Origin of the sequence: Aliagarivorans marinus DSM 23064 (assembly GCF_000429485.1) — a bacterium.
GTDB lineage: Bacteria > Pseudomonadota > Gammaproteobacteria > Enterobacterales > Celerinatantimonadaceae > Aliagarivorans > Aliagarivorans marinus.
In genome coordinates this window covers 553,998-580,139 of the sequence record NZ_KE386907.1, presented here as the reverse complement: position 1 = coordinate 580,139, position 26,142 = coordinate 553,998, and the positions used below count along the sequence as shown (strand labels likewise).

23 protein-coding genes are annotated in these 26,142 nt (G+C 55.1%); 12 read left to right on the top strand and 11 right to left on the bottom strand.

The window, feature by feature from the left end:
• Positions 1 to 20: 20 nt before the first annotated feature.
• Positions 21 to 2,318 carry a glycosyl hydrolase family 8 gene (locus G461_RS25620; protein WP_051333639.1) on the bottom strand — a complete coding sequence of 766 codons (2,298 nt, stop codon included), beginning with the start codon at positions 2,316 to 2,318 and terminating at the stop codon, positions 21 to 23.
• 389 nt (positions 2,319 to 2,707) lie between these two features.
• Here G461_RS25620 and G461_RS0117060 point away from each other — a divergent pair, with 389 nt between their 5' ends.
• Together G461_RS0117060 and mgtE are read left to right on the top strand one after the other, a co-directional pair.
• Complete coding sequence (locus tag G461_RS0117060) at positions 2,708 to 3,400, top strand: hypothetical protein (RefSeq protein WP_026972754.1); 693 nt, start codon at positions 2,708 to 2,710, stop codon at positions 3,398 to 3,400.
• Between the two features lie 427 nt (positions 3,401 to 3,827).
• Positions 3,828 to 5,150, top strand: a complete 1,323-nt coding sequence (gene mgtE / locus G461_RS0117055) for a magnesium transporter (protein WP_026972753.1) — start codon at positions 3,828 to 3,830, stop codon at positions 5,148 to 5,150.
• Positions 5,151 to 5,162: 12 nt separating this feature from the next.
• Here the strand turns inward: mgtE and G461_RS0117050 are convergent, their stop codons facing one another.
• Entirely contained in the window at positions 5,163 to 5,717 is a 555-nt protein-coding gene (locus G461_RS0117050) for a GNAT family N-acetyltransferase (protein ID WP_035480489.1), read from the bottom strand.
• Positions 5,718 to 5,833: 116 nt separating this feature from the next.
• On the opposite strand from G461_RS0117050, the gene G461_RS0117045 reads away from it, so the two are divergent.
• A complete protein-coding gene (locus G461_RS0117045; RefSeq protein ID WP_026972751.1) occupies positions 5,834 to 6,337 on the top strand; it encodes an NUDIX hydrolase in 504 nt (167 codons plus the stop codon).
• Between the two features lie 36 nt (positions 6,338 to 6,373).
• Here the strand turns inward: G461_RS0117045 and G461_RS0117040 are convergent, their stop codons facing one another.
• Complete coding sequence (locus tag G461_RS0117040; RefSeq protein WP_026972750.1) at positions 6,374 to 7,078, bottom strand: helix-turn-helix transcriptional regulator; 705 nt, start codon at positions 7,076 to 7,078, stop codon at positions 6,374 to 6,376.
• Positions 7,079 to 7,586: 508 nt separating this feature from the next.
• Between G461_RS0117040 and G461_RS24575 the strand changes: the two genes are divergently transcribed.
• A complete protein-coding gene (locus G461_RS24575; protein WP_084429329.1) occupies positions 7,587 to 8,597 on the top strand; it encodes a sensor domain-containing diguanylate cyclase in 1,011 nt (336 codons plus the stop codon).
• Between the two features lie 20 nt (positions 8,598 to 8,617).
• On the opposite strand, the gene G461_RS0117030 is transcribed toward G461_RS24575, so the two are convergent.
• Positions 8,618 to 9,043: a VOC family protein gene (locus G461_RS0117030; RefSeq protein WP_026972749.1), complete on the bottom strand. Its 426-nt coding sequence runs from the start codon at positions 9,041 to 9,043 to the stop codon at positions 8,618 to 8,620.
• A gap of 189 nt (positions 9,044 to 9,232) precedes the next feature.
• On the opposite strand from G461_RS0117030, the gene G461_RS0117025 reads away from it, so the two are divergent.
• Positions 9,233 to 9,685, top strand: a complete 453-nt coding sequence (locus G461_RS0117025) for a T6SS immunity protein Tdi1 domain-containing protein (RefSeq protein ID WP_026972748.1) — start codon at positions 9,233 to 9,235, stop codon at positions 9,683 to 9,685.
• A gap of 92 nt (positions 9,686 to 9,777) precedes the next feature.
• Here the strand turns inward: G461_RS0117025 and G461_RS0117020 are convergent, their stop codons facing one another.
• On the bottom strand, positions 9,778 to 10,137 hold the full coding sequence (locus tag G461_RS0117020; RefSeq protein WP_026972747.1) for a hypothetical protein: 360 nt from the start codon (positions 10,135 to 10,137) through the stop codon (positions 9,778 to 9,780).
• A 209-nt stretch (positions 10,138 to 10,346) separates the two neighbouring features.
• Positions 10,347 to 11,249, bottom strand: coding sequence for an AraC family transcriptional regulator (locus G461_RS0117015; protein WP_026972746.1), 903 nt, complete (start codon positions 11,247 to 11,249; stop codon positions 10,347 to 10,349).
• A 228-nt stretch (positions 11,250 to 11,477) separates the two neighbouring features.
• On the opposite strand from G461_RS0117015, the gene G461_RS0117010 reads away from it, so the two are divergent.
• Positions 11,478 to 12,362, top strand: coding sequence for a DMT family transporter (locus G461_RS0117010; RefSeq protein ID WP_026972745.1), 885 nt, complete (start codon positions 11,478 to 11,480; stop codon positions 12,360 to 12,362).
• On the opposite strand, the gene G461_RS0117005 is transcribed toward G461_RS0117010, so the two are convergent.
• Both G461_RS0117005 and G461_RS0117000 read right to left on the bottom strand, forming a co-directional pair.
• On the bottom strand, positions 12,294 to 13,706 hold the full coding sequence (locus tag G461_RS0117005; RefSeq protein WP_026972744.1) for a PAS domain-containing protein: 1,413 nt from the start codon (positions 13,704 to 13,706) through the stop codon (positions 12,294 to 12,296). The genes G461_RS0117010 and G461_RS0117005 overlap by 69 nt on opposite strands.
• Positions 13,707 to 13,708: 2 nt before the next feature.
• The gene (locus G461_RS0117000; RefSeq protein ID WP_169727273.1) at positions 13,709 to 16,888 is read right to left on the bottom strand and encodes an ATP-binding protein; all 3,180 of its coding nucleotides are present in this window, start codon (positions 16,886 to 16,888) and stop codon (positions 13,709 to 13,711) included.
• Between the two features lie 288 nt (positions 16,889 to 17,176).
• Here G461_RS0117000 and ppnP point away from each other — a divergent pair, with 288 nt between their 5' ends.
• A complete protein-coding gene (gene ppnP, locus G461_RS0116995) occupies positions 17,177 to 17,458 on the top strand; it encodes a pyrimidine/purine nucleoside phosphorylase (RefSeq protein ID WP_026972742.1) in 282 nt (93 codons plus the stop codon).
• An 84-nt stretch (positions 17,459 to 17,542) separates the two neighbouring features.
• Here ppnP and G461_RS0116990 read toward each other — a convergent pair whose 3' ends face one another.
• A complete protein-coding gene (locus G461_RS0116990) occupies positions 17,543 to 19,567 on the bottom strand; it encodes a methyl-accepting chemotaxis protein (RefSeq protein WP_026972741.1) in 2,025 nt (674 codons plus the stop codon).
• A 282-nt stretch (positions 19,568 to 19,849) separates the two neighbouring features.
• Between G461_RS0116990 and G461_RS0116985 the strand changes: the two genes are divergently transcribed.
• Together G461_RS0116985 and G461_RS0116980 are read left to right on the top strand one after the other, a co-directional pair.
• The gene (locus G461_RS0116985; protein WP_084429325.1) at positions 19,850 to 21,553 is read left to right on the top strand and encodes a response regulator; all 1,704 of its coding nucleotides are present in this window, start codon (positions 19,850 to 19,852) and stop codon (positions 21,551 to 21,553) included.
• On the top strand, positions 21,546 to 22,721 hold the full coding sequence (locus G461_RS0116980) for an EAL domain-containing response regulator (protein WP_026972739.1): 1,176 nt from the start codon (positions 21,546 to 21,548) through the stop codon (positions 22,719 to 22,721). Before G461_RS0116985 ends, G461_RS0116980 begins: the two co-directional genes overlap by 8 nt.
• Before the next feature lie 58 nt (positions 22,722 to 22,779).
• On the opposite strand, the gene G461_RS0116975 is transcribed toward G461_RS0116980, so the two are convergent.
• Complete coding sequence (locus tag G461_RS0116975) at positions 22,780 to 23,349, bottom strand: DUF2239 family protein (RefSeq protein WP_026972738.1); 570 nt, start codon at positions 23,347 to 23,349, stop codon at positions 22,780 to 22,782.
• 262 nt (positions 23,350 to 23,611) lie between these two features.
• A complete protein-coding gene (locus tag G461_RS0116970) occupies positions 23,612 to 23,926 on the bottom strand; it encodes an MliC family protein (protein WP_026972737.1) in 315 nt (104 codons plus the stop codon).
• A gap of 169 nt (positions 23,927 to 24,095) precedes the next feature.
• Here G461_RS0116970 and G461_RS0116965 point away from each other — a divergent pair, with 169 nt between their 5' ends.
• The 3 genes from G461_RS0116965 to G461_RS24570 all read left to right on the top strand — a co-directional run bounded on the left by G461_RS0116965 (position 24,096) and on the right by G461_RS24570 (position 26,098).
• Positions 24,096 to 24,773, top strand: a complete 678-nt coding sequence (locus G461_RS0116965) for a haloacid dehalogenase type II (RefSeq protein WP_026972736.1) — start codon at positions 24,096 to 24,098, stop codon at positions 24,771 to 24,773.
• Between the two features lie 37 nt (positions 24,774 to 24,810).
• A complete protein-coding gene (locus G461_RS26545) occupies positions 24,811 to 25,407 on the top strand; it encodes a sugar O-acetyltransferase (RefSeq protein ID WP_026972735.1) in 597 nt (198 codons plus the stop codon).
• A gap of 76 nt (positions 25,408 to 25,483) precedes the next feature.
• Positions 25,484 to 26,098, top strand: coding sequence for a GDSL-type esterase/lipase family protein (locus G461_RS24570; protein WP_035480485.1), 615 nt, complete (start codon positions 25,484 to 25,486; stop codon positions 26,096 to 26,098).
• The last annotated feature ends 44 nt before the right edge of the window (positions 26,099 to 26,142 follow it).

The window sequence follows — 26,142 nt, the reverse complement described above, 5'->3', positions numbered from 1 at the left end:
GTTAATCTAGGGTTTAGGCCTTACTGACACACCGAGCCAGTGAGCTGCGCGGCCTGTCCGGGGCCAGTGCCGTTAAAGCCAAACTCCACGCTGTTGCCGGGGGCGATGTTGCCATTCCAGGACAGGTTACTGGCGGTATAAGGGTTACTGCCACTGAGATTGGCATTCCACAGCCCGTCTATCACGCTGCCATCGCTATAGGACCAGTTGACTTCCCACGCGCTGAGTACGCTGCTGCCATTGTTGGTAATACTGATACTGGCCTGAAAGCCGTCTTGCCAGCTATTGACCAAGTTATAGCTGCAGTTGCTATCGCCCACCGGTGGCAGCTCGCCTAACACCGTGATGGATACCGTCGCGCTGGCGCTTAGCTCGCCGTCAGTGATGGTGTAGCTGAAGCTGTCTTGACCGCTATAATCCGCCGCTGCCTGATAGACCAGGCTATCGCCAGCCTGAGTCACCGAGCCATACGCTCCTTGGCTGAAGCTGACGATGCTCAGCACGTCATTGTCGGGATCGCTGTCGTTGGCCAGTACTGCAATACTGACGCTTTCGCCTTGCTTAACCTCGGTCTGATCATCGCGGGCCACCGGGCTTTGGTTGTTGCTACCACAGCTGCCGTCGGCGCAAGGGTCGGGGGGCGTCGTGCTGTCACATTCACCCGCTGGGCAGTAGATCTGATAGTTGCCACTGAGCGCGAGCATACCAAACATGTACAAACAGCCATCGTAGTAACGCCATTTGCCGCTGGGCACCGCGGTGTTCCACAGAGCATCGACAAATTGCCAGGCCTGCTGCTGATCGGCGGCCAGGCTGGCCATGGCGTTCATTGCCACCAGACCGGGCGAGTGATCGCTGTTGTTCTGGTAGACCCGGCCATCGAGCTCGTACAAGTTGGCATAGCTGTCGATCCCTTGGGAGACAAAGAAGCTCTGTAACCTGTTTACCCAATCAACCTGCCACGGGTCGGCCTGCCACCAGTAGTAGTCCATCGCCGCATTGCCGATGGTGCGCCAGGCATCGTACTGGAAGGTGGTCTTCCAGGCTTGAAACTCGCCGTGGGGTGAGCCGTCAAAGTTGGCGTAGTCGGGGGATAGCCCCGTGCTTGGGTGAGCGGTGGTCTTAAAGAACTCTCGACTCACACCCGCCATATCCGCCCAGAAGCTGTTGTTGTTATCCGCCCAGCGCGCCCACAGTTCATAGAAGGCAGGCAGGTGGTAAGACGGGTCGGTCCAGGCACTGTCGGTGGGGGTTTTAGGGGAGAACACTATCTGCTGAGACTGCTTGTTGATCAGCGTGAACTCTTCCAGCTGGCCTTGGTTGTTGTAGCGGGTTTGGCCATTGCCATACATATCTTTGAGGATCTGATTGGCTTGCGCGCTGTAGTTGAAGATCCCCTCGCCATCGCCCCAGCGGTGGGAAGCGAAGAATAGCGCGGTCACAAAGTACTCCTCGCCATCCGGGGCGGGGCCGTTGTCCATCACCTGGCCGCTGGTGCTGACCTGCCAGGCAAAGAATCCCTTCATATCGCCGGTTTTGTTGAGCGAGTAGGTATGTGCCCATTTCCACAGCTTGTCGAAGTCCGCTTTGCGGTCCATCTGCAGGGCCATCATCATCCCATAGGACATACCCTCAGAGCGGACATCGTTGTTACCCACGTCCCAGATGTAGGCCATGTCATCGCCGACCGGGATAAATATCGCTTGGTTCTGTTGGTCGTTGCTGTGGAATAGTTGGTCGTAGGCGGCCTCTACCTTGGCTTGCACCTCGGCGGCAGAATAGCCCGCTTCGACGAACATATTGCGATACTCACCGGAGTGGTAAACGCCTTGGCTAGGCAGAACCGGGGCGGCCGGCAGTGGCGGCACCTCACCTAAGCGGTGTAACTCAAACCAGTCCAGATAGGTATCGTTACTGCCATCATCGCTCTCTAGCACAAAGCTGATCGCGTTTGGCGATAATGCCGCGCCCAGATCAAACTCTGCCGAGGCAACGCTGGCTGCCGTGTCGCTAAAACTCAGCGCTGCCACTTTCTGTTGCCCCAGATAGACGCTGATCCCAGCCGCGCTGCTATCGCTGGATGCACCACGCACATCCAATCGATATTGACTGCTCTCAAGTACATAGGGGTAGGAGTAGTTGACGCCATCGCCATTGGCATAGCTGGCGACGCCGTTAAATGGGCTGTCGATAAGGCTGGTATAGCCGGGGAGTAGCTCACCGTGTTCTAGCTCGCCGCGTTGCAGTAATTCTGCTGCGCTCCATTGGCTGGCAGTGGCGAGCACTAAGGCCAGGCCACAAATCTTAAGTCGTTTCACTTGCGTGCTCCTTGCACAAGTTGTCCATTCATATGACGGAGAGCAACCAACCACGCAATAGTGCCTTCCATCCCTTGGTCGGTGCCGGCCACCAACCCAAAGAACGTTCTCGCAATGACAAATTGTTAAAGGGGAATGTGCGCAATGACAATTCCACGACAACTAAAAATGATAATAAAGTTAATAGCATCACTGAAAAACTCTTCCGATGACGTCAGATTCATCATCAGAATCGTTAGCGCAATGGCAATACGAAAAAACGTAAAATCAATTGGCTAGGTCATTGATGGCAAGCGAGATTCCAGATACTTAACTGGTTGTTTTAAAGTGCAATTAGCTGTTATACCTTGTTTAAACAACAGCCATTACTGCAGCAAGCAGGAGCAAGGATGCATAAAATTCTCGGGATAGCCCTATTGCTTATCGCCAATCAGGCCTTCGCGCGGGGAGCGCCGACTTGCGATGCCAGTTTCTTTAGTCGCTACATCATGCTGGAGGGGGAAGAGCAGTTCTTTCAGCTCGAATGCATTGGCGAGGGCAAGATGATCAGCAGTCTGAACTTTGGTGAAAAGCAGATCGCCGAGGCTAACTCAGTGGGTTTGTACCGCTTCGACTTACCGGAAGGAGCGACGGTGCGGGTGACGTTAGCGCGCCGGCATCTTGGGCCCGTCTATCAGTGGGCCGCCGAGGTACACATTCGCACCGACTGGGTAGCGGCATATCAGGACACCTTAGTGGGGAACATGGTGTTTGATCTGCGCCGCAGCGATTGCTACTCCTCCCATGGCGATTGGGGCTTTGTGCCCGGCTTGTTGGAGCTGAACTACGGCAAGCATTTCGCGCCGTGGCTGGAAGCGTGGTTAGAAGCCAATCAATTGCGCGTGTCCACCCGCTTAGCCGAAGAGGATTGGCGATGGGTACGTGGCAACCACTTGCTCACCCATCCCGAAGTCTGTCCCGAGGACCAAGCGATGTGCCAGCTCTGGCTGGAGGTTCCCGAGGGGGATGAGCTGCAATACCTGTCTTGGCTCAACGGCAAGGCCGACACATTGTGTGTTAAATGGATGATTTCCGATGGCTAGATGGTAGGAAAATTCAATATTTACTTGAATGACAGTGTGATTGCCTGTACATTCCCCGCGATTTTTAACCAGAGGAGCACTCCGTGGACCCCGACAGTTGTAGTTTGAACAGTCAGTAACGTCTCTGGTGTGTCCTTGTTGCCTCACCGGAGTGAGGCAGCGTTTTTAGATCGCTATGGCGATCGATTCCTGCCCGGCCATACGGCCAATTATCTAACTTGTCTAAAACTCGTAGTCATTGCCTGTGCATTTGACGGTATTGTTGCAGCTTTTCTGCGTTCAGCAAGCCCCTAATGTAAGCATTGCCTTGGTCAATTTCACTACATAGCTGTTCGTGAATTAGTTACTCATGAATGTGCGATCAACTATTTAGTGCTCTTGAACCGAGCTGGGTCTACCTGAGATGCCCTAATGTCAGGAGAACAGCATGGAATTTGTACAAAGCAATCCCAAGCTTATCGTCACCGCCGACGATAAGGTGTACTTGGCCAGCCAACCGGCCGACGTGGCTGAGCGCTTCAATAGCTTGTCACGCGGCGAGATGTTGGAGCTATTTCGCCAACTAGGTTTGGCCATTCAAGCCAAGGTGGTAAGCCACCTTAGTGAGCGTAACCAAGTGGCGCTAGCCACCCGTCTGCCGCGCCCACAGCTCAGCGACTTGGTCAGTAAGATGGACCCGGATGATAGAGTGGATTTCTACAACCGGATGCCCGAAGGCGCACAGCAACAGCTGCTGCTAGCGCTTGCCCACGCTGAGCGAGAAGACATCCGCATGTTGGCGTCTTATCAGGAGCACTGCGCCGGGGCGATAATGACCTCGAAGTATGCCACCTTGGCACCGGAGCTTAACCCTGAGCAGGCGATTGCCCGCTTGCGCCAGATCTCGCCCGATGCCGAGACCGTCTACAACGCCTATGTGGTGGATGAAAACCGCCAGCTGCTGGGCACGGTATCGCTGCGCGAGCTGCTTCTGGCCGGTGCCAATCAGACCATCGCAGAGCTGATGGTCAAAGAGGTTATCGCAGTTAATGTCGATACCCACAAAGAAGAGGTCGCCAAGATCGTTCGCCGCTATGACCTGATGGCCCTGCCGGTGACCGATGCGCAAAACCAACTTTTAGGCATCATCACCTACGATGACATCTTGGATGTGGTCACCGAGGAAGCCACCGAAGATATGCACAAAAGTGCCAACATCGGCAAACTGACCACCAATCTTAAAGATGCCTCCATCTTCCAGCTGTTTAAAAAGCGGGTGCTGTGGCTGGTGCTGCTGGTGTTCGGCAATGTCTTTTCCGGGGCGGGGATCGCTCACTATGAAGATCTGATCGGCGCTTATGTGGCCTTGGTATTCTTCCTGCCACTGCTTATCGACAGCGGCGGTAACGCGGGCTCACAGTCGGCTACCCTGATGGTGCGCGCCTTGGCCACCGGCGAGGTGCAGCTCAAAGACTGTAGCAAGATCATGCTACGCGAAGTGTTTGTCGCGCTAGGTCTGGGTTTGTGTATGGCCGCTGCAGTATTTGGTTTGGGGATGATGCGCGGCGGCAGCGACGTAGCCATGGTCGTCGGTCTAAGTATGGTGGCGATTGTGATGGTGGGCAGCCTGGTGGGCACTTTCCTGCCGTTTGTGCTGCACAAACTGGGCATGGACCCAGCCTCGGCCAGCGCGCCGATGATTACCTCGCTGTCAGACATTAGCGGCGTGCTGATCTATTTTGCTATCGCCTCTCAGCTGCTGGCATTCTAACGTGAGCCCTTGCTAACGTGTGGCAAATGTTGCAGCGTCAATGCGATACAAGCAGTGGCGCTGCAGCCTTGGGCAGTCATCCAGCTTAGGATGGTCGAAGTCTTCACCAGTGTTGCGCATACCCAGCTTTTTCATCACCCCCTGTGAAGGCTGGTTGGGTAGGGCAGTAAAGGCGTACACCTCGGCCAGGCCTAGCTGCTCAAAGGCGAAGGACAGGCTGGCGCGTGCGCCTTCCTCGGTAAAGCCCTGCCGCCAATAGTGGCGATCGAGTCGCCAGCCAATCTCTACCAGCTCGCGACCGGGTACCGTCTCGGTGTTGTGGTGCAGGCCAATGGTGCCGATGCAACGCTTGTCTTGACGATGCTCAAGCGCCCAAAAGCCCCAACCGTTTTGGGCAATCAGTTGCTGCATCCTATGCATGGCCTGCTGGCTCTCTTCTGCCGAGAGCGGCGCGGGGAAGTAGCGCATCACCTGAGGGTCGGCATTGAGCGCTTGCCAGTGGGGAAGATCCTGGTCTTGCCATTGGCGAAGCACCAGTCGTGGTGTGGTTATCGTGATAGGTGGCATGTATCACCGATTGTTCGAGTATAGTGACGCGCCCAGCATGGCAAACTAAGGTTGACTTGTCATCTCGATTTGTAACCATACGTTTATAAATCAAAGAATTAGCTCCGGAGAGTGTGATGGATTATTGTCCTAAATGTCGCAGTGGTGCGTTTGCCCAAGTTAGCGCCAATCAGTTTCGCTGTGCCAACTGCGATTTTACCTACTTTCAAAACGTCGCGGCGGCGGTGGCGGCAATCATCATCTGCGAAGGCGAGGTATTGTTTAACGTGCGCGCCAAAGCCCCCAAACAAGGCATGCTCGACCTGCCCGGTGGCTTTGTCGATCCGGGCGAGGGGCTGGAGCAGGCCTTGGTCAGGGAGCTAAAAGAAGAGCTGGGGCTAGAGATTAATCGCTGGGAGTATCTGTGCTCCTACCCCAATACCTACCCCTACAAAGGAACCGAGTACTTCACCAGCGATAGCGTGTTTGTTGTGGAATTGGCCGCCAAGCCCGAGCTAGTGCTGGAGGAGCAAGAAGTGTCGTCGACCAAGTGGCTGAAACTTGCGGATATCGATGTAAGTCATCTGGGTTTTGAATCGCTGGGGCGCGCTCTGCAGCTGTTCTTAAATGCACGTCTTTAACGGCGTGCTAGTACAAGCTGCTGTACCTAAACCGCTCTACCAAAAACCAGTATTCACCTGCGGATCGTAGCGTTGGATGTAATCCTTAAAGCTGCAGTTGGGGCGGGTTTCGAAACGCGCCTCTAACACCTTTAGCTCTTGTATGCGGTCGATACGGAAAACCCGGTAATCGTCGCGTAGCTGGCACCAGGCCACCAGCGTCCACGCCGCGCCCCAAAATACCAGCCCGAGCGGCCAGATCTGACGCTGGCTCGGCCGCTGCTGCTCATCGCGATAGTCAATCTTGAGTTGGCGATGCTGCTCAATGGCTTGGCGCAGTGACTGGCTGTATTTGAGCCGCTCCAGCCGCTGGGTTGGCGGCACTAAAAATGGCGTGGTTAAGCGATTGTGCTCCAGTACGGCATGCTCCGGCAGTACCGCTTTGATCTTATTTAGGGCCTGCTCAGCCGCCTCTACCAGCGCATCATCGCCCCAGGCGTTGACCAAGCGGATCCCTAACATCAGTGCTTGTAGCTCCTGATGATTGAAGCGCAGCGGGGCGAGGGTGGAGTTTTTGCAAAGCAGGTAGCCCACCCCGGCCTCGCCATCGATTTCCATTCCCGCGTCACGTAGGTGCTGGATATCCCGATAGATGGTGCGCTCCGACACCTCCAACTGGGTGGCCAATTGTTCTGCACTAATCGCGGTGCGACGGGCTTGCAGCAGGGTGATGATCTGAATCAGTCGAGAAGATTTACTCATGTTCATCCTTTATACCCGAACAACCTCAAGATGCTTGTTCAGCGAGATTTTCCTGGTCCTCAGGCAAGGCACTGTGCCGCCGATCTAGTGGGCTAAATCAAGGAACAGTAACACGGCATGAGGGCTTGGAAAACTCGCCCTTCGGGAGGCGCTCAATGTCCATAGTTCTTCGTTGAAAGCGCTTGAAATGAGTCATCATTCCTGAGCACTTTCGCCTCGCCCTATGGACATTGAGCTCCTCTGAATCATGTATCTTGAGGTTGCTCGGGTATATACGTATCGCGTGAGTGCTCAATTAGCACATTTTTAAGCGTATTCACTAAATTAATTCCATACTTCAGCCCAGTACACAGTTTTTGTGTTGGCTTGCTACTTCCGCCAGTGTCATGGGTGCCAGTGTCTACACTTGATGGCGTTGAATTTATTGAAAAAGTGCCTTCGGCTTTATGGGATTGTCGCATTCTTTATTTGGTGCTCGCCCTGCCTTGGTAGTGAAAGGAATACACTGATGTCCCAATCCCCTGTTGACCTCTCGTTCTATCAGACTTTACTCGAGTCTACCAAGGCGATCCCTTGGCAGTTTGAGTGGGGGCCGCAGCGCTTTAGCTACATCGGCCCGCAGATCGAAACCTTGTTGGGCTGGCCGCAAGCGAGTTGGCAAAGCACCGAGGACTGGGCTGAGCGCATCCATCCAGAGGACCGTCAGCGCGCGGTGGAATATTGTTCAGAGCAGTCGCTACAAGGGCAGGACCACGAACTGGACTATCGGGCGCTCACGGCCGATGGCGGCTATGTATGGATCCGCGATGTGGTGCATGTGGTGCGCGACGGCGAGCAGATCACCGCGCTAATGGGCTTTATGTTCGATATCTCGGAGCAGAAAAAGCAGGAGCAGCAGCTCAGGCTAATGAATCAGCAGCTTGAGCAGATGAATCAGCAGCTCAAACGGATCAGCTCCTTAGATGGCTTAACCGGCATCCCCAATCGCCGGATGTTTGATCAGAGCCTGGAGAACGAGTGGCGCCGCTGTCTGCGCGAAGACGCGCCACTCTCACTGCTGCTCATCGATGTCGACCGTTTCCGCGACTACAACAGCTACTACGGCCACCTAATCGGTGACAGTTGCTTGAAGCAGATCGCCTTGGTGACTCAAATGGTGGCTAAACGCAGCTCAGATTTAGCTGCGCGCTATAGCGGTGAAGAGTTTGCGGTGATCCTGCCAAAAACCGACAGCGCGGAAGCGGGACAGGTTGCCCAAGACCTACTTTATCGGGTGGAACAGCTGGCGATGCCCCATGGCGATGGCAAACCCAACTCGGTAGTCACTGTGTCGATTGGTGTCGCGACGCTGATGCCTGACGCTGAAACCACCTGCGCCGATCTGGTGGTTAAAGCCGATGAGCAGCTGTATCTGGCGAAAAGCCATGGCGGCAATCGGTTATTCAGTGAGGGGCGCTTTTGGAAAACAGCCCAGCAGTTGGATGCTGGGCTGGGGGATTTTCTCTCTCGCGGTGGCTAAGTGCTAGCCACTCACTCAATCTAGGCTTCGACGCCTTCTGGGGCCTTCGACTCGTCCCAATATACCGCTTCAATCTTATGCCCATCTAAATCTCGTACATAGCAGCCGTAGTAGGCGTCGGTGTACTCTGGGCGCGGCCCGGGCTTGCCATCACAGGTCGCGCCCGCTTCCATCGCCGCTTGATAGAATGCATCTACCTGCTCGGTGGAGTGGGCCATAAAGGCAAAGTGCACGCCGTTGGCGGTTTGCGCGGGCTCGTGGTTGTAGGGCTGCTGCACCCAAAACTCTGGGAAGACCTTGCCGTAGGCGACACCTTCCGGGAAGTCGAGCACTCGGCGGGCGCCGATGGTCGCCATCACTTTATCGTAAAAAACCAAGGCTTTATCTAACTGGTTAGAGCCGACCGACATATGGCTCATGATGCTGGGGTTGTCTTGCTCGTTCATAACTTCTCTCCATGTTTTGTAAGGGACGACCTAAGCATACTGCGGGGCGATGTCAGAACCTGTCAGTAGCCCTTCAAGGGCCTTGCTCAATACACCCCACTCACGTATCCAGCGCGTGGTGGTTGCATCGCGCCTGCGCTTCTGCCAGATTATCGGGCTACGACTGCTTAATGATTATCGCTACCAGCAATGTATTGGATAAACCCCCAAGCCACGGATATTCAACAGGCCCTGCAGGCTTGGGATTGGCTAGACCTCGATGGCTACACCCCGCTGGCGGTGACCGCGTTTGCCGACGTATTCTTTGAAGGCCACGGCCATGTGGTGTTTCTGGACCGCGTTGGTGGCGAGCTACACCCGGTGTGCGCTAATCAACAAGAGCTCAAACTGGTGCTTGAGAGCGAAGAAGGCCAGGATCACTACCTGATGCCCAGTTTGGTGGAGCAGGCTCAAGAGCGTGGTATGCAGCTCAACCCCGGGTTTTGCTACGACTTTCTAACCTCGCCCCGGCTAAACGGCCCGGTTACCATCGAGAATCTGTGTATCCGCGGCTTTGTTGAGAGCCTGCAGCAAACTGGTGAACTGTTGGCTCAGCTTCGTAGACAGCCCTTGTCCAGCTTGCTATCGATGCTGGAGAGCTAAGCGAGAGCTGCTAGTTCGAGAGTACCCGAATCTAGCGGAGCCTGCTCCAGAACACCAAGCTAGAAAAAAGGGGATAGGCAACTAGGCGGGATTTAGATCTCCTGAGGTGTGGCGGTTTGCCCCATCTTGGTCAGCTCAACTCCATCTACGGTCATCTTCCACTCTCCATCTATCTCTTGCGGAGGTTGCTGCACCTCAAAGCGGGTGGTCATAAACCAAACACCCACGATAAAGTCATCGCCATCAAACTCTTTGATAGGGGCGTTGATGGACGTTGTATGACTGCCTTTTATCCGTTTGTAAGACAGTTGGCCATCAAGCTGAATGTATAGCGCCATCTCTTTTCCGAGCCATCGGCCGGCGTAATCCAAACGCTCTTCGGGCAGCGAACTGCCGCAAGCCGATAGCAACAAGATCACGGTGACAAACACCAAGGCCGGTTTTAACTGCATCTACGCCCACTCCTTTGCGTTAACCGCTACGATGGCAGCGGGATACTGACTGGGTACTTTATCATTTAACTAGGGCAAGGTGCTGATTTAACGCGGTAAAAGTAGGTTTTAGCGGGGGAGCAGAGTCTAAAGCGCTTGAAGCTTTGCAAACGGCGGCAAAGTGGCAAAAAGAGCGCCGGGCTAGCCGGCGCTAAACGGATGAAAAATTACTACTTGATGGCCTCGCAAAAGCTGACGTCGGCGTGATGGTTCTCGGGGTTGAAGCTGTGGTAGAGCTCAAAGCAGGGGCGTTCGTCCACTGCCAGGCCTTGCTCCACCACTTGTGACATCAACGCATCCCAGTAGGTTTGATACTGCGATTTATCGGTAATACTCCCGCGGATCACCGCGTAGCTGCCGCCGGGGAAGTCTTGCAGCTCAATATCACCGCTGGCTTGGGTGTCTGCCGGTACGGTAATACAGATATCGGTGCGACACTTGTCTTCCGGGGTGACCTCTGGGTTGTCCAGATACAAGAACATGCACTGGCCTTCTGCCAGGCCTTGGCTGTCGGCCCAGCGGTAGAGCTTGTCGCTTGGCTGGTCGTAGCCCACGCCATAGGGACCGGTAACGCGAATGTAGGCGAGTCTAACTGCTTGAAATTGTTCAATCTGCATGGTGTTACTCCTTTTAACTAACGGGTTAGTGGAGTCAGTGTATGCAGGCGGGGGAAACAGCACGTTTCCATTCTTGCGCAGCAGGTGTCCGATCTTGCTGTCACGCATCAGTGCGGTAAATGCCTCGGTGGACTCGCAGTTTTTGAACTGACTGGCGGTCAAGCCAAAGTGTTGCTGCAGCGCCTTCGCCATAGCCTGAGAGCTGGCAAAACCCACATCGAGGGCCACCTCGGTCACCGGTTTTTTGTTGTAGAACAGCGCATGGGCTGCGGCCTCTAAGCGCAGCCGGCGCACATAGCTGTTGAGCGGCTCACCCACGCTGGCTTTAAACACCCGGTGGAAGTGATACGGTGAGAGGTAGGCCATGGCGGCGATGTCTTCAAGCTTGGCTGGGCTAGCGAAGTTTGCTTCCAGATAACGAAGTACCGGCCTCAGGCGCTGCTGGTAGTCGACCATAGTGTGTTTATCCCTAAACGTGAAACCAAATACTCACTACCAAAGACTGCGTCTGTGGCAAGAGGGGCCGATTATGCGCTGACTTTTGAGCGGGTTGAAGTGCTGTGGGTGATTTTCTCAACAGTTATTGAAGGCAGTGAATACTGCGAAATACCCATGGTGCTGGCTGCTGAAAGGGCATAGAATGCCGCTCGAATCCCCCTGTTGTATTACTAACGTCGAGTCACTATGCCGAAAAACTTACGTGGTGAGCTTCTAATGGTGTTCACTACCGTGCTGGCCGCCTCTGGCTGGGTTTTCTCCAAAGAGGCCATTGCGGGTATTCCGCCATTCAGCTTTATTGGGCTGCGCTTTGTTGCGGCCTCTTTGCTAATGGTGCCGTTTTGTTTGGCAGATTTGCGCAGGCTGTCGCTTAAGCAATTGGGGCGGGCCGCGGTGGTAGGGTGCGTACTGGGTATCACGTTATCGCTGTGGATTAGCGGAGTAGCGGTTAGCAACAGCCTAGGTGAAGGCGCATTTATTATGAGCCTGTCGATGCTGTTTGTGCCCTTGCTTAGCTGGTTGTTATTTGGCCGGCGGCCCGCCAGGGTGTTTTGGTTGTCGCTGGTGTTGGCCGTTACCGGCTTGGCCTTGCTAAACCTTCAGGGCGGCTGGCAGCAGTCGTTGCATCTGCTGCTGTTTTTGGCGGCATCCTTAGGGCTTGCCTTTCATTTCTTGTTCAACAGCCGCTTGGCGCGCAGCGTGCCGATCTTGGCCTTAAGCTGTGTGCAGCTGCTGATGGTGGGGCTGATCGCCTCATGCTTGTCCCTGCTCACTGAGCAGGTGCCCGAGCAGATTCCTACCATCACCTGGTACTGGGTTGGGATAAGCGCCTTGGTGGCCACCAGCCTGCGCTATTTTTTTCAAACTCGCTCACAGAGCCTGTTACCCGCTGAGTCGGCGGCTATCTTGATGTTGCTGGAGCCAGTTTGGACGGTGATCCTCAGTGTACTGCTGTATCAGGAGCAGTTGTCGTTATCCAAGCTGGCAGGCTGCAGTCTAATATTATTCGCCTTGTTGCTGTTCCGGCTCGGTCAGCGGGGCTTTCGCCGCACCCGGAGGCAGGCGCAATAGCAAGATGGCCGCGTGTCGCTCTTGCGGAAAGGCGATGGGGAATCCTTGCAACTCAATTCGGCTCTCGGTGCCATGGTGGATAAGCTTCACCTTGCTGCGAATGCCTTGCTGCTGCTCAACAAGCCGGTGTAACAGTTTCGGCAGTTGGTGGCCTGGCTGCAGCTTTTGGCCGAGAACAAAGCTCAGTTTGCTGTTTTGCAGCTGTTGATTGCTGCGTCCCACCCAGTGCTCGGCCACTGGATTGGCAAAGCAGATAAGACCCTGTTTATCGATGGTGAAGATGGCCTCACCGATGCTCTCCACCAATAGGTCGGCAAACTGCCGCTGGGCTAAGCCATTGGCCTGAAGCCGCAACAGTTCGCGGGTTAACTGGCCGAGCTCATCGTCACGTTGCTGGGTGGATTTAAGGTTAAGGTCCAGCTCTTGGGCGGTATCGCCCTGGCGCAGCCGCTGGATAAGTTGGCGGATCGGTCGGCTGAAGTGCAGGCTAATCATCGAGTAGAAAAATACCGAGACCAGCAGCAAGCTAAACAGCAAAAAGCTCCAGCTATCCCAACTTAGTTTTAAGGCGGGGACGTGGTTATGGGTGAGCAGAGTAAAACGCCATGGCAGTGGGCGAGCTTGCTCATCAAGCAGGCTAAACTTGACCTCTAAGGTGGTTCGATTCGCGTTCAGCTCACCCAGTAGAAGCTGTAGTTCGGCGCTGCCGATGGGGTATTGGCTAAACTGCTGGGGCATTGCTGAGACATGCAGCTGCAGGTTAAACGCTCCAATGTTATCGATGCCATCCAAGGTCTGCTTGTTCACCTGCTGATAGAGCGTCAGCACTGCACTGGCATGCTCGCCAGCATCATCGGCGGGAAGGAGTATCTGGCTGTAGATCAGCAGCTGGCCGTGGCCTGCAATATAGCCATGATTCTTGCCTAGGGCGTTGACCGCCTGCAGGTCATCGGCAAACAGTGTGGCTAACTCGTCGGCGAAGGGATTACGGCTGCTATGAAACCAGGTGGGTTGATTGACTGCCGCAATGTGTAGGCCGGTAAACGGGAACTGCGCCACCGTCTCATCTAAGTAGTGCACAAAATCAGCCGGTTTAAAGGCCTGACTCTGCTGAAGCGTTTTTAACAGGGTGGTTAACACTTCGGCTTGCTCGTCTAGCTGCTGGACTCGACCTTGCAGCAGTTTGACCGCCGCTTGCGCCTGGCTAAGCGCATAACGCTGCTCCCAGTCTTGCTGTTGGCTCTGCAGGGTATCTTGGCGCAACAGCATAAAAGGCAGTAGCGCCAGATAGGCCAGTACCAGCATTACGATCACTTTGCGCGTTCCTGAACCGAATAACTTCATGTTCAGCCCTGCTGTGCTTCTAGCTGTTGGTGCCAGGTATGAACCTCGCTGGCCAGCGCCGCGAGGTTTTCGATAAAGCCCGGCATGGCTTGTTCAAGTTCTGCTTGCTCGCTGGCCTTGGCCAGCTTCTCTAAGCAAAAGGCTTGCTCCGATAGCGACTCTGCCCCTAGGTAGGCGGTCACGCCTTTGAGGCGGTGGCAGTGCATGGCCAGCTCAGGCAGCTGCGCGTCTTGCAGCAGGGCACTGAGCGCATCGACATCCTGCTGGTACTGGTTGAGATAAACACTGAGCACCTCGATGATGATCTCGCTGCTGCCACCACTGAGATCCCTGACCGTTTGTCGGTTGAGTAGTGCAGGCTGAGTCGTTTGTGAGGCGCTTCCCTCAAGCTCAGACGGCCCCACTTCGGACGCTACCTCGATAAGCCCTAGCTCTTGCAGCTTGTCTTGTAGCACGGTAATCGGGCAGGGCTTAGCCAGATAGTCATCAAAGCCCGCTTCCAGACACTTCTCCTTGGCATCAGTCTGGGCTTCGGCAGTGATTGCCACCAGCAAAGGATGCTCGCCGCTGCGCTTGGCGCTGATAATCCGCGCCAGCTCATAGCCGTTCATCTCTGGCATATGGCAGTCAGATAAAATCAGGTCGTAGTCCTGATCCTCGCAGCGCAGCAGTGCCTGCTTGCCAGTTTCGGCCATATCCGCCTCGATGCCCAAGCGCTGTAGCTGCGAGCTCAGCACCAAGCGGTTAATTGCGTGGTCTTCTACCAGCAATACCCGCAGGTCATTGTGCGTGGCCTCGACGATAGCGTTGCTTGGCAGCGGGTGCTGCACGATGTTACTGGTGCTTGGCGCAAGCTGCAGGTGTACCGAGAACAGCGAGCCTTGCCCCGGCTCGGAATGTACCTCAATCTTGCCGCCCATTGCTTCGATTAGCTCACGGCAGATGCTCAGGCCCAACCCGGTGCCGCCAAACTCGCGGGTCGTCGCGGCTTCGGCTTGCACAAAGGGGCTAAACAGCGCTTCGAGGCGCTCTGGCGCAATACCGATGCCGCTATCTTGCACGTCCACCTGCAGATGATGCTGAGTGGCATCGTCTGCAGGCTCTTCCAGCAGGTGCACGCAGATCGAGATGCTGCCTTGGTTGGTGAACTTCACCGCGTTCGACATCAGGTTGTTGAACACCTGTAGCAGCCGGGTTGGATCGCCAAGGTAGTGGCTGGAGAGCCCGGAGTCTAAGTGCTTGTGGATGGCGACATCTTTGTCGCCCAGTAAATACTGGCTGTTGTCGATGGTGCTTTGCACCAGCCAGTCCAGCTCGAAGGTGACTTGTTCTAAGGTCAGCTGCTGGGCATCCATTTTGGAGAAATCCAGCACATCGTTGAGTAGCGCCATCAAGTTATTGGCGGATTGATTGAGCACCTGCAACAGCTCGCCCTGCTGCTTGGACAGGTCGGTGAAAGACAGGGCCTCGGCCATCCCGAGCACCCCATTCATGGGCGTGCGGATCTCATGGCTCATCCGGGCTAGGAAGTCGGCCTTGGCGTTGCCTAGGCGTTCGGCCTCGGCGCGGCTTTGATGGGCATCTTGCAAGGCCTTGTTGAGTTTGGCCTGCTCAAGCTTGCGGCGCCGATTGACCTTACGCTGCCAATAAATCAACACCACCATCAGCACGATCAGGGCGACACCCAGCTGGGCAATTCGCCGGTAGAGGGCTTCCAGTTTGTATTGCTCTAAGGTCTCGCTGAAGTTGGGTTGCCATTTGCTATGGAGGTCTTCAATGCGCTGCTCGGGAATATCGTTCAGGGCCTGATCGAGCAAGCTTTTTAGCATCGGCTCGCCTTGGCTGATGGCAATGAAAAACGGCAGTGCGGTGGGGAAGTCTTTGGCTCTGAGTACACTGAGGTTGTATAGCCCCAGGCGGTTAACCTGATAGCTGATAGGCAGGGTATTGCCGACAAAGGCGTCCACACTGCCTTCGGCAACCAGGTTCAGGGCCTGCTCAACTCTATCCACCATCACCAGATTGACCCCGCTGATCTGCTGGGTAAACAGCTCGTTCTCGTAGTAACCACGCAGCGCCGCCAGCGACTTACCCCTGAGATCTGACAGCGCACTGTAGGCAGCATCTCGACGGGATACGATGCTGTAACCAGCGGGCTGCTGTAGCGGCTGAGTGAACAGCATTGTTTGCTGACGCTGCTCGGTTTGGTTAATTAACAGGCGCAACTCAACCTGCTGTTGGCTGAGTGCATCGAGGCTCGATTGAAAGCTGGGATAGCGGCGATAGCGCGCCTCAAAGCCGATTGATTCAGCCAGCTGTTCCATTAAGTCAATGGCATAGCCTCTCGGCCCGGTTGGGCCATCAAAGATGTAGGGCGGGTAACCACCATCGCTGTATGCTGCGACCACATAGGGAATGTCGATCAGGTAGTCTTCCATAGCGCGCGGCAATGAGGGGAGATAGTTGCCCAGTAGCAGCTCGAGGTAATCGCCTTCGCCTGCCCCGGTAAGCTCCCATAGCGAGCTTGCTTGATCGGCGGGATAGCTACGCAGGTACTGATTGATATCTTTGAGCAGAGGGCGCTGCTGCTGACCCACCATCACACGCACGTACAAAGGACGCGCCTCATCGGGTTCGAGGATGTATTGGCCGGAGAGCTGTTTGGCAAACAGCGATTGCTCCAACAGCCAAGGCGACCAGCTGTAGATGTAGTTAAAGCGGGTATCGTCGAACAGCAACTGGTTGAGGTTGGAGAAGTTGCTGATTAACAGCGATGAGCTGCGAGAAGGGCCAAAATGCACGGTGTCCAAGCTATGCACAGCAACTCGCACATTGCTGCTTTGTTCGCCGACTCGGCGGTAGGCGGCGGTGTTGAGTCGAATATAGGGGATGGAGTAGAGCACGTGGTCACTGGGGGTTTCTGAGACAAACGCCCCGGCGTAGAGGTCAATCTCGCCTAACAGCAACTGCTTCTCGGCCTGCTCGCGGCTGAGCATCACAAACTCGGCCTGGCGCTGCTGCGAGCGCGCCCAGCCCTGCCAAAAGCTACGCAGGAAGTTCAGGGTGCTCTGATAGGGCGAGTCATCAGTTTGGTACTGCCGGTCCAGCGCCGGCAACGCGATGCGATAGCTAGTACGGGCGGATGAGCTGTCTTCTTCGGCTTGAGCAGGGGAATATGCCAACAGGCAAACCATTATCAAGCAACACCAACGGATTGGGTTTGACACGTAAGTCCTGAGTTTTTGTGGGATTAAGCAAAGTGTATATCAAACTCTGAGTAGGGAAATATGTTTTTATTCAGGGATTTGAGTGCCTTTTGATACCAAGTGGCTACTATCTGCCGCCATTGGGTGTTTTGTACCGCTTATGTGCCTTGGTTGGTGACTGCCACAAGGTCAGTTGATGCTGGCTCGGCGAGGCTCGGCTGTGATAGGCTCCTGCATCGAATATCCCAAATTCAAGGAAGAACCATGTTAAACGTGAATGAATATTTTGATGGCCAAGTGAAGTCAATCGGCTTTCAAGGGCAGGACAAGCCGGCTTCTGTGGGCGTGATGGCAGTGGGTGAGTACCGCTTCTCAACCGCCGCGCCTGAGCTGATGGTGGTGGTCAGTGGCGAGCTGCAGGTTCAGCTACCCGGTGAGTCTGGCTGGCAGAGTTTTAAAGCCGGCGAGCAGTTTAATGTTGCCGCTGACAGCGCTTTTGATGTGAAGGTGCCGGTTGAGACTGCTTATTTGTGTGTGTACGGCTAAGCCATCCCCGCTAGTTACGATAAGTAATTTGCGATAAAAAAAGCGGAGCTGAGCCTCCGCTTTTTTGCTTCTTAAAACCCGCCGTTAGCTAAGCTGAAACTGCTCCACATCCACCATTAATCCGGCGCCACTTTGCTTGAGGGTTTTACTCACCGCCACCGAGCCATTGGATTGCTGATAGAGCTGCTCGGTGTCGTCTTTGATTTGATGGATCTGCTGGTTAATCTCGTCGGCCACTGCGGTTTGCTCCTCGGCGGCGGTGGCGATCTGGGTAGCCATCTCGGTGATTCGGTCCAGCTCGGCTTTAAGCTGCGCCACGTCTTCAGCGCTGTCGGCAACGTGTTCCACGGCGGAGCTGCCTTGTTGGCGCAGTTGCTCCATCCGCTGGGAAGCTTCGGTTGAACCGTTCTGCAGTGACTCGATCTGGGTTTGGATCTTCAGTGTTGCGCTCTGGGTTTTGTTGGCCAGCGAGCGCACTTCATCGGCCACCACGGCAAAGCCGCGACCTTGCTCTCCGGCACGGGCCGCTTCAATGGCGGCGTTCAGTGCCAGCAGGTTGGTTTGCTCGGCAATCCCTTGGATCACGGTGATGATGCTACTGATCTCTTCACTTTCCAGATTGAGTCGTTGGACCTGTTGTTGGGTGGTGGACAGGTCCTCCAGTAACTGGGTCATGGCTGATTGAGAACGCTCGGTTTTCTCAGCGCTGTCGATACTGCGCTGGTGGGCATCGCCTACTACCTCGGCGGTGGTTTGCGATAGTGTCGCGACCTCTTGGATGGTACTGGTCATCTGATTGACCGCCACCGACACGCTATCGGTGGCGTGGTTCTGGCTGTCGGCCAGGCTCAGGTTACGCTCCATGGCATCGACCACTTGGTCGCTGTGGGTGCGGATGCTCTGCGCCTCATCGCGTACCCGCACGATGGACGAGTTGAAGCTATTCATCAGGCTGTTGAAGGCTTGGGTCAGTGCCGACAGCTCGTCTTTACCTTGCGTGGGTAAACGGGTGCCCAGTGCTTTATCGCGCGCCACATCCGATAGGGTAGCCACCATGGTATTAAGCGGGCTGGTTATCGAACGAACGATAAAGAACGAAGTGACGCCAACCAACGCCAGCGCCACAATCAAGGTCGCGAGGTTGGCCCATACCTGATCCGCGGCATCGCTGAGTTTTTGCTCGGTCACCTGATCGATGCTTTGCTCCACCGCGTGGATAATCTCGCGTAGTTGCTGCTTGTTCTGGGTGGCCAGCTCGAACCATTCATCGCCACTCATCGGGCCGGGTTTGCCGCCCAAGCCCATAATCTCGCGGCGCAGACCATCCATGCGCTGCTGCACATCAGACAAGACATACTGCTCCCAATAGAGTTTTGCGATGGGGCCGGGGGCGTAGGCGAAGATGCGCATATTGCTGTCTTCGACTTGGCGGAAGAAGGCCATATTGTTACCGATGGTATCGTAGCCGACCGTTGGCCGGTTAAAGGCCGATAGCCCCTCACTGCGCTCGCGGGAGAGGCGGTTCTCCAGCAGCACCATCGAGGTATAGGCACCGCTGAGCATCGCCAGATCGGCATCGTTGGCCGCTGGGCCGAGTACCGCGTGGATAAGCTTTAGTAGCTCGGTGTTGATATAGGTATAGCGCCATAGCACGTGCATGCCTTCGCTATCGAACAGGGTCAAGCTGTCCACGTTGCGGCGGTTTGGCGATAGATGGGTGAGCATCGACTCCAACCCGTCCACGTTGCCGCTTAGGCCGAGCTGTTCAATGGTTGGCTGATGTTCGCTTAGAAAACCGCGAAACGATGAAAGGTGCTTGTCTACGTCGCTGCGTTGCTGCATCAGTCGGCTGCGGTACTTCTTACCTTGTTCTCCGGGAGACTCGCCGCTGATAAAGCCTTGGGTAAGGTCTCGCTCGGTTTGCATATCGAGGTGCACATCGCTGGTCTCTTTGGCGAGCTGCATGGCGAAGGCAAGCAAATTGAGCTGCCGCTGGGTATTGAGGGCAGTGTTGAGTTGGAGCGCTGCGTATCCGCCGACAATCAGGCTTGGAAGAAGTGCCAGCAGGATGATTCGCTTGGCGATGGAGATTCGGTACAGAAGCTTCACAGTGGGCAATGTCCTTATAGTGATGGCCGATGACAGCGGCAAGTAGCGAGGGTGGCAAGCAACAAGGCTAACCAATCGCATATATACATCGACCAATTTACCAGTTTGTTGAGGAATTGGTACGCTGAAAACCGTGATGCTTGTTTAATATTTGTACCCAAACAATCTAAATTTAGTAAAAGCTATACTTGACAATTTACACATATATTATCAGCGTATTCGCCTGCCTGGTTCCCTGAATAAGCTGGTGAATGTTATCGCCAATTCAGCTATGTTTCTGTCATGCAAAAGATATTGAATAACTTCGACCGTCAGCGTTCGGTGATGATTGTTGACGACTGCCCCATGTATCGCACAGCAACCCGTGGCATGTTGAATAAGCTGGGATTTCTCTCCGAGCAGATCAAACTCGCCCAGAATGCCGAGCAGGCGCGCAGCTTCAGTGAAGAGTTTGACTTTCAGTTGATCTTGTTCGACTACAACCTGGGTCCAAGCACCAATGGCCACCAGTTGCTTGAAGAGCTGCAACATCAAGGAAAAATCCGCAACGACTGCGTGTTGGTGATCGTCACCGCCGACAACTCATCGGCGGTGGTGCGCGGTTTTGCCGAGTTGGAGCCCGATGGTTACTTGGTCAAACCCATGAGCTTTGATCAGCTGAAAAGTCGTCTGTTTCAGCTGAGCAATCGCAAGCGCCTGCTGGCGCCCTTACAAGATGCCTTCAGGTTGGGACAGTACCCGCGGGTACTGGAGCTGGTCGAGGATTTCAATGGCATAGCTGCCGAGGTGGCCAACAGCGCGCAGCTAATTAAGGCCGAGGCTCTGACCGAGCAGGGACAGCTGGAGCAGGCGAAGGCCTTGTTACGCTCGCTTCCCAAGCCGCAAGATCAGGTGAAAGTGCAGCTGGCTGAGGCCGAGATCTGGCGCCGCGAAGGCGATTATGAGCAGGCGATTGAGGTGCTCAAGGCGGTGGCCAAACAGCCAATCTATTGCGCCGTGGTACGCGATAAGATGGCTGAGATCGAGTTTGAGCGGGACAACCGTGCGCAGGCGCTGGTCTACGTCAGTGAGGCGGTAGAGCTGGCACCAAAGAACATTCAACGGCGCTTAACCAAGGTCGATATCGCCTTGGCGAACCAACAGATTAAGGTAGCCGCCGACAGTATGCGCTCGATGATCTTACGCTTGCCTCATTCTTACCAAGATCAGGCGATACTGCATCAGCGTTTTGTGCAGTTATGTCTCGATGTTGCACTGGATGCCGATGATAACCAGCGCCGCCGTTTACTGCAGCGCGCCACCGATCGCTACCGCTTCTGGCGCCGCCATTTCCCCCGCAAGCAATACAAGGCCTTCGAGCTATTATTGTTGGCGCGGGCCAATGCCATTCGTTGGCTGCAAGATAAAGCGGAAGCCAACTATCAGGAGTATCTGGATTGGCAGCAAGAACACGCAGAGCAGGGCAGCAGGGCCAGTGTTTGGGAGCAACTGGAGCTGGCTAAACTGCTGTTTATGCTGGGACACCATCAACAGAGCACACAGCAACTGGCGACGTGTGAGCAACGTATTAACCGTGGCATCCGCAACATAGACAGTGTGGCGATGCTCAGCTATTTGACCTACTGGCAAGAGCGCTTGAGTCAGGCTCGGCTGCATGCCGATGCGCTCTACAAGCAATCGCTGGCAGACTATGCCGAGGAGCGCTTTGATGTGGCACTGGAGCAGGCTCTAGAGGCGCTCGATGTGGACCGCGGCAACCCGCTGGTGGTGAAACAGTGTTTAGTGTGCCTCAATAAAGCTTGGCCAGCCGGCTGGGGCAAACTTAAAGCGAACCGCTTAGCGGTGTTTTGCTGTGAGCTGTTAAGCGATAAAGAGTTTGAGCGAGATCGAAGCTTTGACAAGTTGTGCAGCGAATTAGCCACCCAGCTCGATTGTAGTGAGTTACTCTCTCTAATGGAGCAGGATTCAGGGACGAACGATGAATAAGATATTGATAGTTGAGGATGATCCGTTTCAAGCCAAGATGGCTGAGGTGCTGTTTTCTCAACATAGCGACGCCACCATTGTACTGGCCGAGAACGGCAAGGTTGCGCTGGAGTCGCTGGAGCAGGGCGAGCTACCCGAGCTGGTGGTGTGCGATCTGGCCATGCCGGCGATGGATGGTCTGGAGTTCCTCCGTCGGCTATCGCTCAGCCATCCGCAGATCATGGTGGCGATCTTAAGTTCTGCAGAAGCGGCAGTGCTTAGCTCAGTCAAGGAGATGGCCCAATCCTACGGCTTCTCGCGGGTCGAGACCTTGAAAAAGCCGCTGTCGCAAAGCGGCGTCGAACGCTTCTTGCAGCGCGCCCGTCAGTACTGGGCTCGTAGCGCCAGACCGCTGAACAGTCCGCCATTGCCGACTCGCGACACCTTGCTGGAGGCAATCCAACAACATCAGCTGGTGCTCGCCTATCAACCCCATGTCGAAGCTGCCACTGGCAAGGTGAAAGGGGCCGAAGCGCTGATCCGCTGGCAACATCCCAGCCTGGGCCTGCTAGGACCTCAGTTCTTCCTCGAGCCGCTACTCAATGAGGGCCTGGGCTATCAGCTCACGTCCTTGGTACTGCAACAGGCCTTAGCCGCCTGCCGCCGCTGGCATGATAAAGGGATGAAACTGAGTATTTCGGTCAACGTGACCCCCAGTGATCTTGTCGAGCCGAACTTTTGTGAAGCGGTGTTTAAAGCCCTGGAAAACAGCGGCGTGGATAGCCAGTACCTGACTCTGGAAGTGACCGAAAACGAAATCTACCCCAACTTTGGCCGGGTGCTGGAGACCCTGAACCGGCTGCGTATCCACAACGTGAACCTGTCGATTGACGACTTCGGCACCGGTTATTCCTCAATGTTGCAGCTGATCTCAGCGCCCTTTGCCGAGCTGAAGATTGACCAGCTGTTTATCCGCAATATGTTGTCTCAAGATAAACACCGGGTCGCGGTGGAAGCCTCGTTATCACTGGCCAAACACATGGAGATGGACAGCGTGGCTGAGGGCGTGGAGACGGCGGTACATGTCAAACAGCTCACCGAGTTGGGCTGCAAGTATCTGCAGGGCTACTACTACTCCAAGCCCTTGCTGGAAGACGACTTTGCCGAATGGCTGGCGAATAACACGTAGTTTTTTGCGCAAAACATTGCCTCAACGCATTCGCCTTGAGGCAATGTTTTTCTTTGGCCTAAGTTGGTGCGGCTGCAAAGGCCGGCCCTGCCCACAGTCGTAGCTGCTGGCTGATATCCGCAGGCCACAGCGCGATATGCTCTTCGAACAGCGCCTGGTTCCCGGCATATAGCGCCCGGGCGGCCTCCTCATAACCGGGCTGGTTTCCGGCCATGACCTGCATAAAGCGGTCACAACGCTCCTGTGCGGCCACTCGCTCGCCCTTCGGATTGGGTTGGCGCATGGCTTGCTCCACCAGCTTACGCAGGCTGGCCGAGGCCCCACCGGGTTGAGCGCTTAGCCACTGCCAATGACGGGGCAGCAGCGTTACCTCTTTGGCTTTCACCCCAAGCTTGGGACGACCCGGTCCTTTGGGCGATGGTGGCGCGCTTGAGTTAGCTTGCTGATAACGCAACGCAACCTCCTGCTCCCCGCCTTGCAGGTTAAGATCGACCACTCGGGCGCTGGATAGGTCAAACACCAGCAACGGCTGTTTGCGTTGTGATTCCCCCTGCCAAAGCTGTGTGGCAACCGTGGCGATATCTCCTTCGGCAACTCTTTTGTCGCCGACAAATGCGATGACATTCATTGCTACATCCTTTTCCTTGTTTAATTATTACCCGGGCAAAATAATATCACCCGGGTAATAAAGATCAATAAAACCCGGGTAAAAAAGTTTAATTATTGTTCACTAGACGATAAAACTGGGCGAGGGCGAGGGCGAGGGCGAGGGCGAGGGCGAGAGCTCGGGAGAAAGTGAGAGGGGGAGAAAGGGATGTTGCTTGATAGAGACATGTAGCGAGCTCAACGAGTGAATAGCAGAATGCGCTTTGACGTTGCTGAGAGTAGGGCTATTCCACTTTCTCGCATTGGCTGAGCAGCAACTGGTTGTCGGCCAGCAGCACGGCTTTATCGCCCTTCTCCCACCACTGATAGTGGCCATCGCTAAACTTGGCGCCCGAGGCGGCGGGCACCTGCTTTAACTGGATCTGTAGGTTGCCGTATTGCAGCTCTAATTGCTGCTTGTCGTACTTATCGCGACTTAGGCTAAGGCTGACCTCCTCGACTTCGGCGCAGCGATAAACATAGGCAATCGGCGGATGGCTCTGCTCGCTGCAGGCAAACAGTGTCAGGCTGAGGGGTAGTGCAAGATGACGGAAAACCATGGTCTATCTCCAGGCTAATCCTTCCACCTAGTATAGCTGCTCTGCAGGTATCGCTTATTGGGCCAGTTCGGGCTGCTGTATTGAAAAGTGCTGAGTAAGCTATTGAGTTGTCGTTAAAAAGAGTTAGTCTCAGGGTGACTACTGGTTGCGCTGCAAGTGAGGTGGGCTGATGGCCAATGCCACGGTGTTGTTTGATATCAATGAGACGGTACTCGATTTATCTTCGTTAAAGCCGCTGTTTATGCAGGTTTTTGGCAACCAGAGTGCGCTGCCATTGTGGTTCTCGCGGCTACTGCACACCTCAACGGTATGCGTGGTGACCAAGCTGCCGAGCCAGTTCGCCGAGCTGGCCGCTATTGCGCTGGATGCTGAAGCGCAGCGTTGGCAGGTGAGCCTAAGCCCCGAGCGGCGCCAGCAGATCTTGGCTGGGTTTGCTGCACTAAAGCCTCACCCCGATGTTGAACCAGCACTAAAGAGCTTGCGCGCGAGTGGGCTGCGCACAGTGGCGTTCTCCAACTCATCTCTGGCCTTAATTACTACCCAGATCAATCAGGCAGGGCTGAGCGAGCACTTTGATAGGATTATCTCGGTGGAGGGCTTCAATAGCTTTAAGCCCGATCCGCAGGTCTACCAGCGGGTGGCTGAAGAGCTGGGAGCACCGATTGCCGAGCTGCGGCTGGTCGCCTGTCACGACTGGGACTCCCATGGCGCGCTCAACGCCGGCATGCAAGCGGCCTATCTCGATCGCAGCGGCCAGCATTACCATCCGCTTTACCGACAGCCAGATATTATGGCAACCAGTATGAGTGAGATAGCGGACTTAATCATTGCGCGCACAGCCCTATAAACAAAGACAGTTCATAACCCAAGCAGGGAGAGGGAGAATGAAGAGTGAGATTCAAAAGTGTTTAGATGGAGAGTGGTTTAACACCTCAGATGCCGAGCTGCAGGCGATTATCAGCCGTGCCAGAAAGCTTACCCGCGCCTACAACCAAACCGATAATGAGGAGAGCGCTACCCGCGCCGCTATCTTGCGCGACCTACTCGCTGAGATAGGCGACAACGTGAATATCGATACCCCGTTTTACTGTGATTATGGGCGTCACATTTCCATTGGCAGCAACGTGATTATCAATATCAACTGCATCTTTGTGGACTGTAACAAGATAACCATTGGCAACAAGGTGCTAATTGCCTCCAACGTGCAGATCTGTACTGCCACCCACCCGGTAGAGCCCACCCAGCGCTTGCTGGCTGATTGGGCGCCGGAGGATAGCCATCCCTTCTTCAATACCTACTCCGCGCCAGTGACCATCGAAGATAACGTCTGGATTGGCGCCAGCGTCACCGTGCTACCGGGGGTGACTATCGGCAAGAATTCGGTAATCGGCGCGGGCAGTGTGGTGAACCGTTCGATCCCAGCCAACAGCGTGGCGGTGGGCAACCCTTGTCGAGTGATCCGCAGTGTGGAGCCGGGTTAATGCCTGTTTGCTGGTAGGCTTGTATAAAGCCTAACTGGTTGATATAAAGTGCTAAAACCTAGCAACTAGATACCTTATGCAGTCCATCCTATGCTTTGGCGACTCCAATACTTGGGGCTACTCACCACAGACCGGCCAGCGCATGGCCGCCGACTCCCGTTGGCCCGGCGTGTTGGGCTCGCTGCTTAGCGGGCGTTATCAGGTGATTGAAAACGGTCAGCCCGGGCGCACCCTCTACTCGGTTGAGCCAAGCTTTGGCTTGCAAAGTGGTGCGCAGGATCTGCTTCGCGTGGTGGTGCAGCAGCGCCCTGATTGGCTGCTGTTGATGCTCGGCACCAATGAGCTGTTTCCCGCATTTGGCCTTACGCCGCAGCAAATCGCTGACATGATGGGCGGGCTGGTAGCTGAGGTGCGCGAGGTTTGCGCCAAGCAGTTAGATTATCAGCCTTCGATAGCGCTGATTGCTCCACCTGCAATTGGCACATCGGGTAGTTTCGCTGCTTACTTTACTGGTGCCTCTGAGCCATCCAAGCAGTTAGCTGGGCTCTATCAATCGCTGGCTCTGCAGCTCGGTTGTGCCTTTGTTAATGCCGCCGATGTGGTCGCGGTTGATAAGGGAGATGGCGTACATCTGGACGCCCAGCAACATCGATTGCTAGCCGCCCGTGTCGCTGGCTTGTTTCGCGAGTGACCTGATTACTCTGTGATTCCTCTGATTCTCTTCTGAGAGCCGAG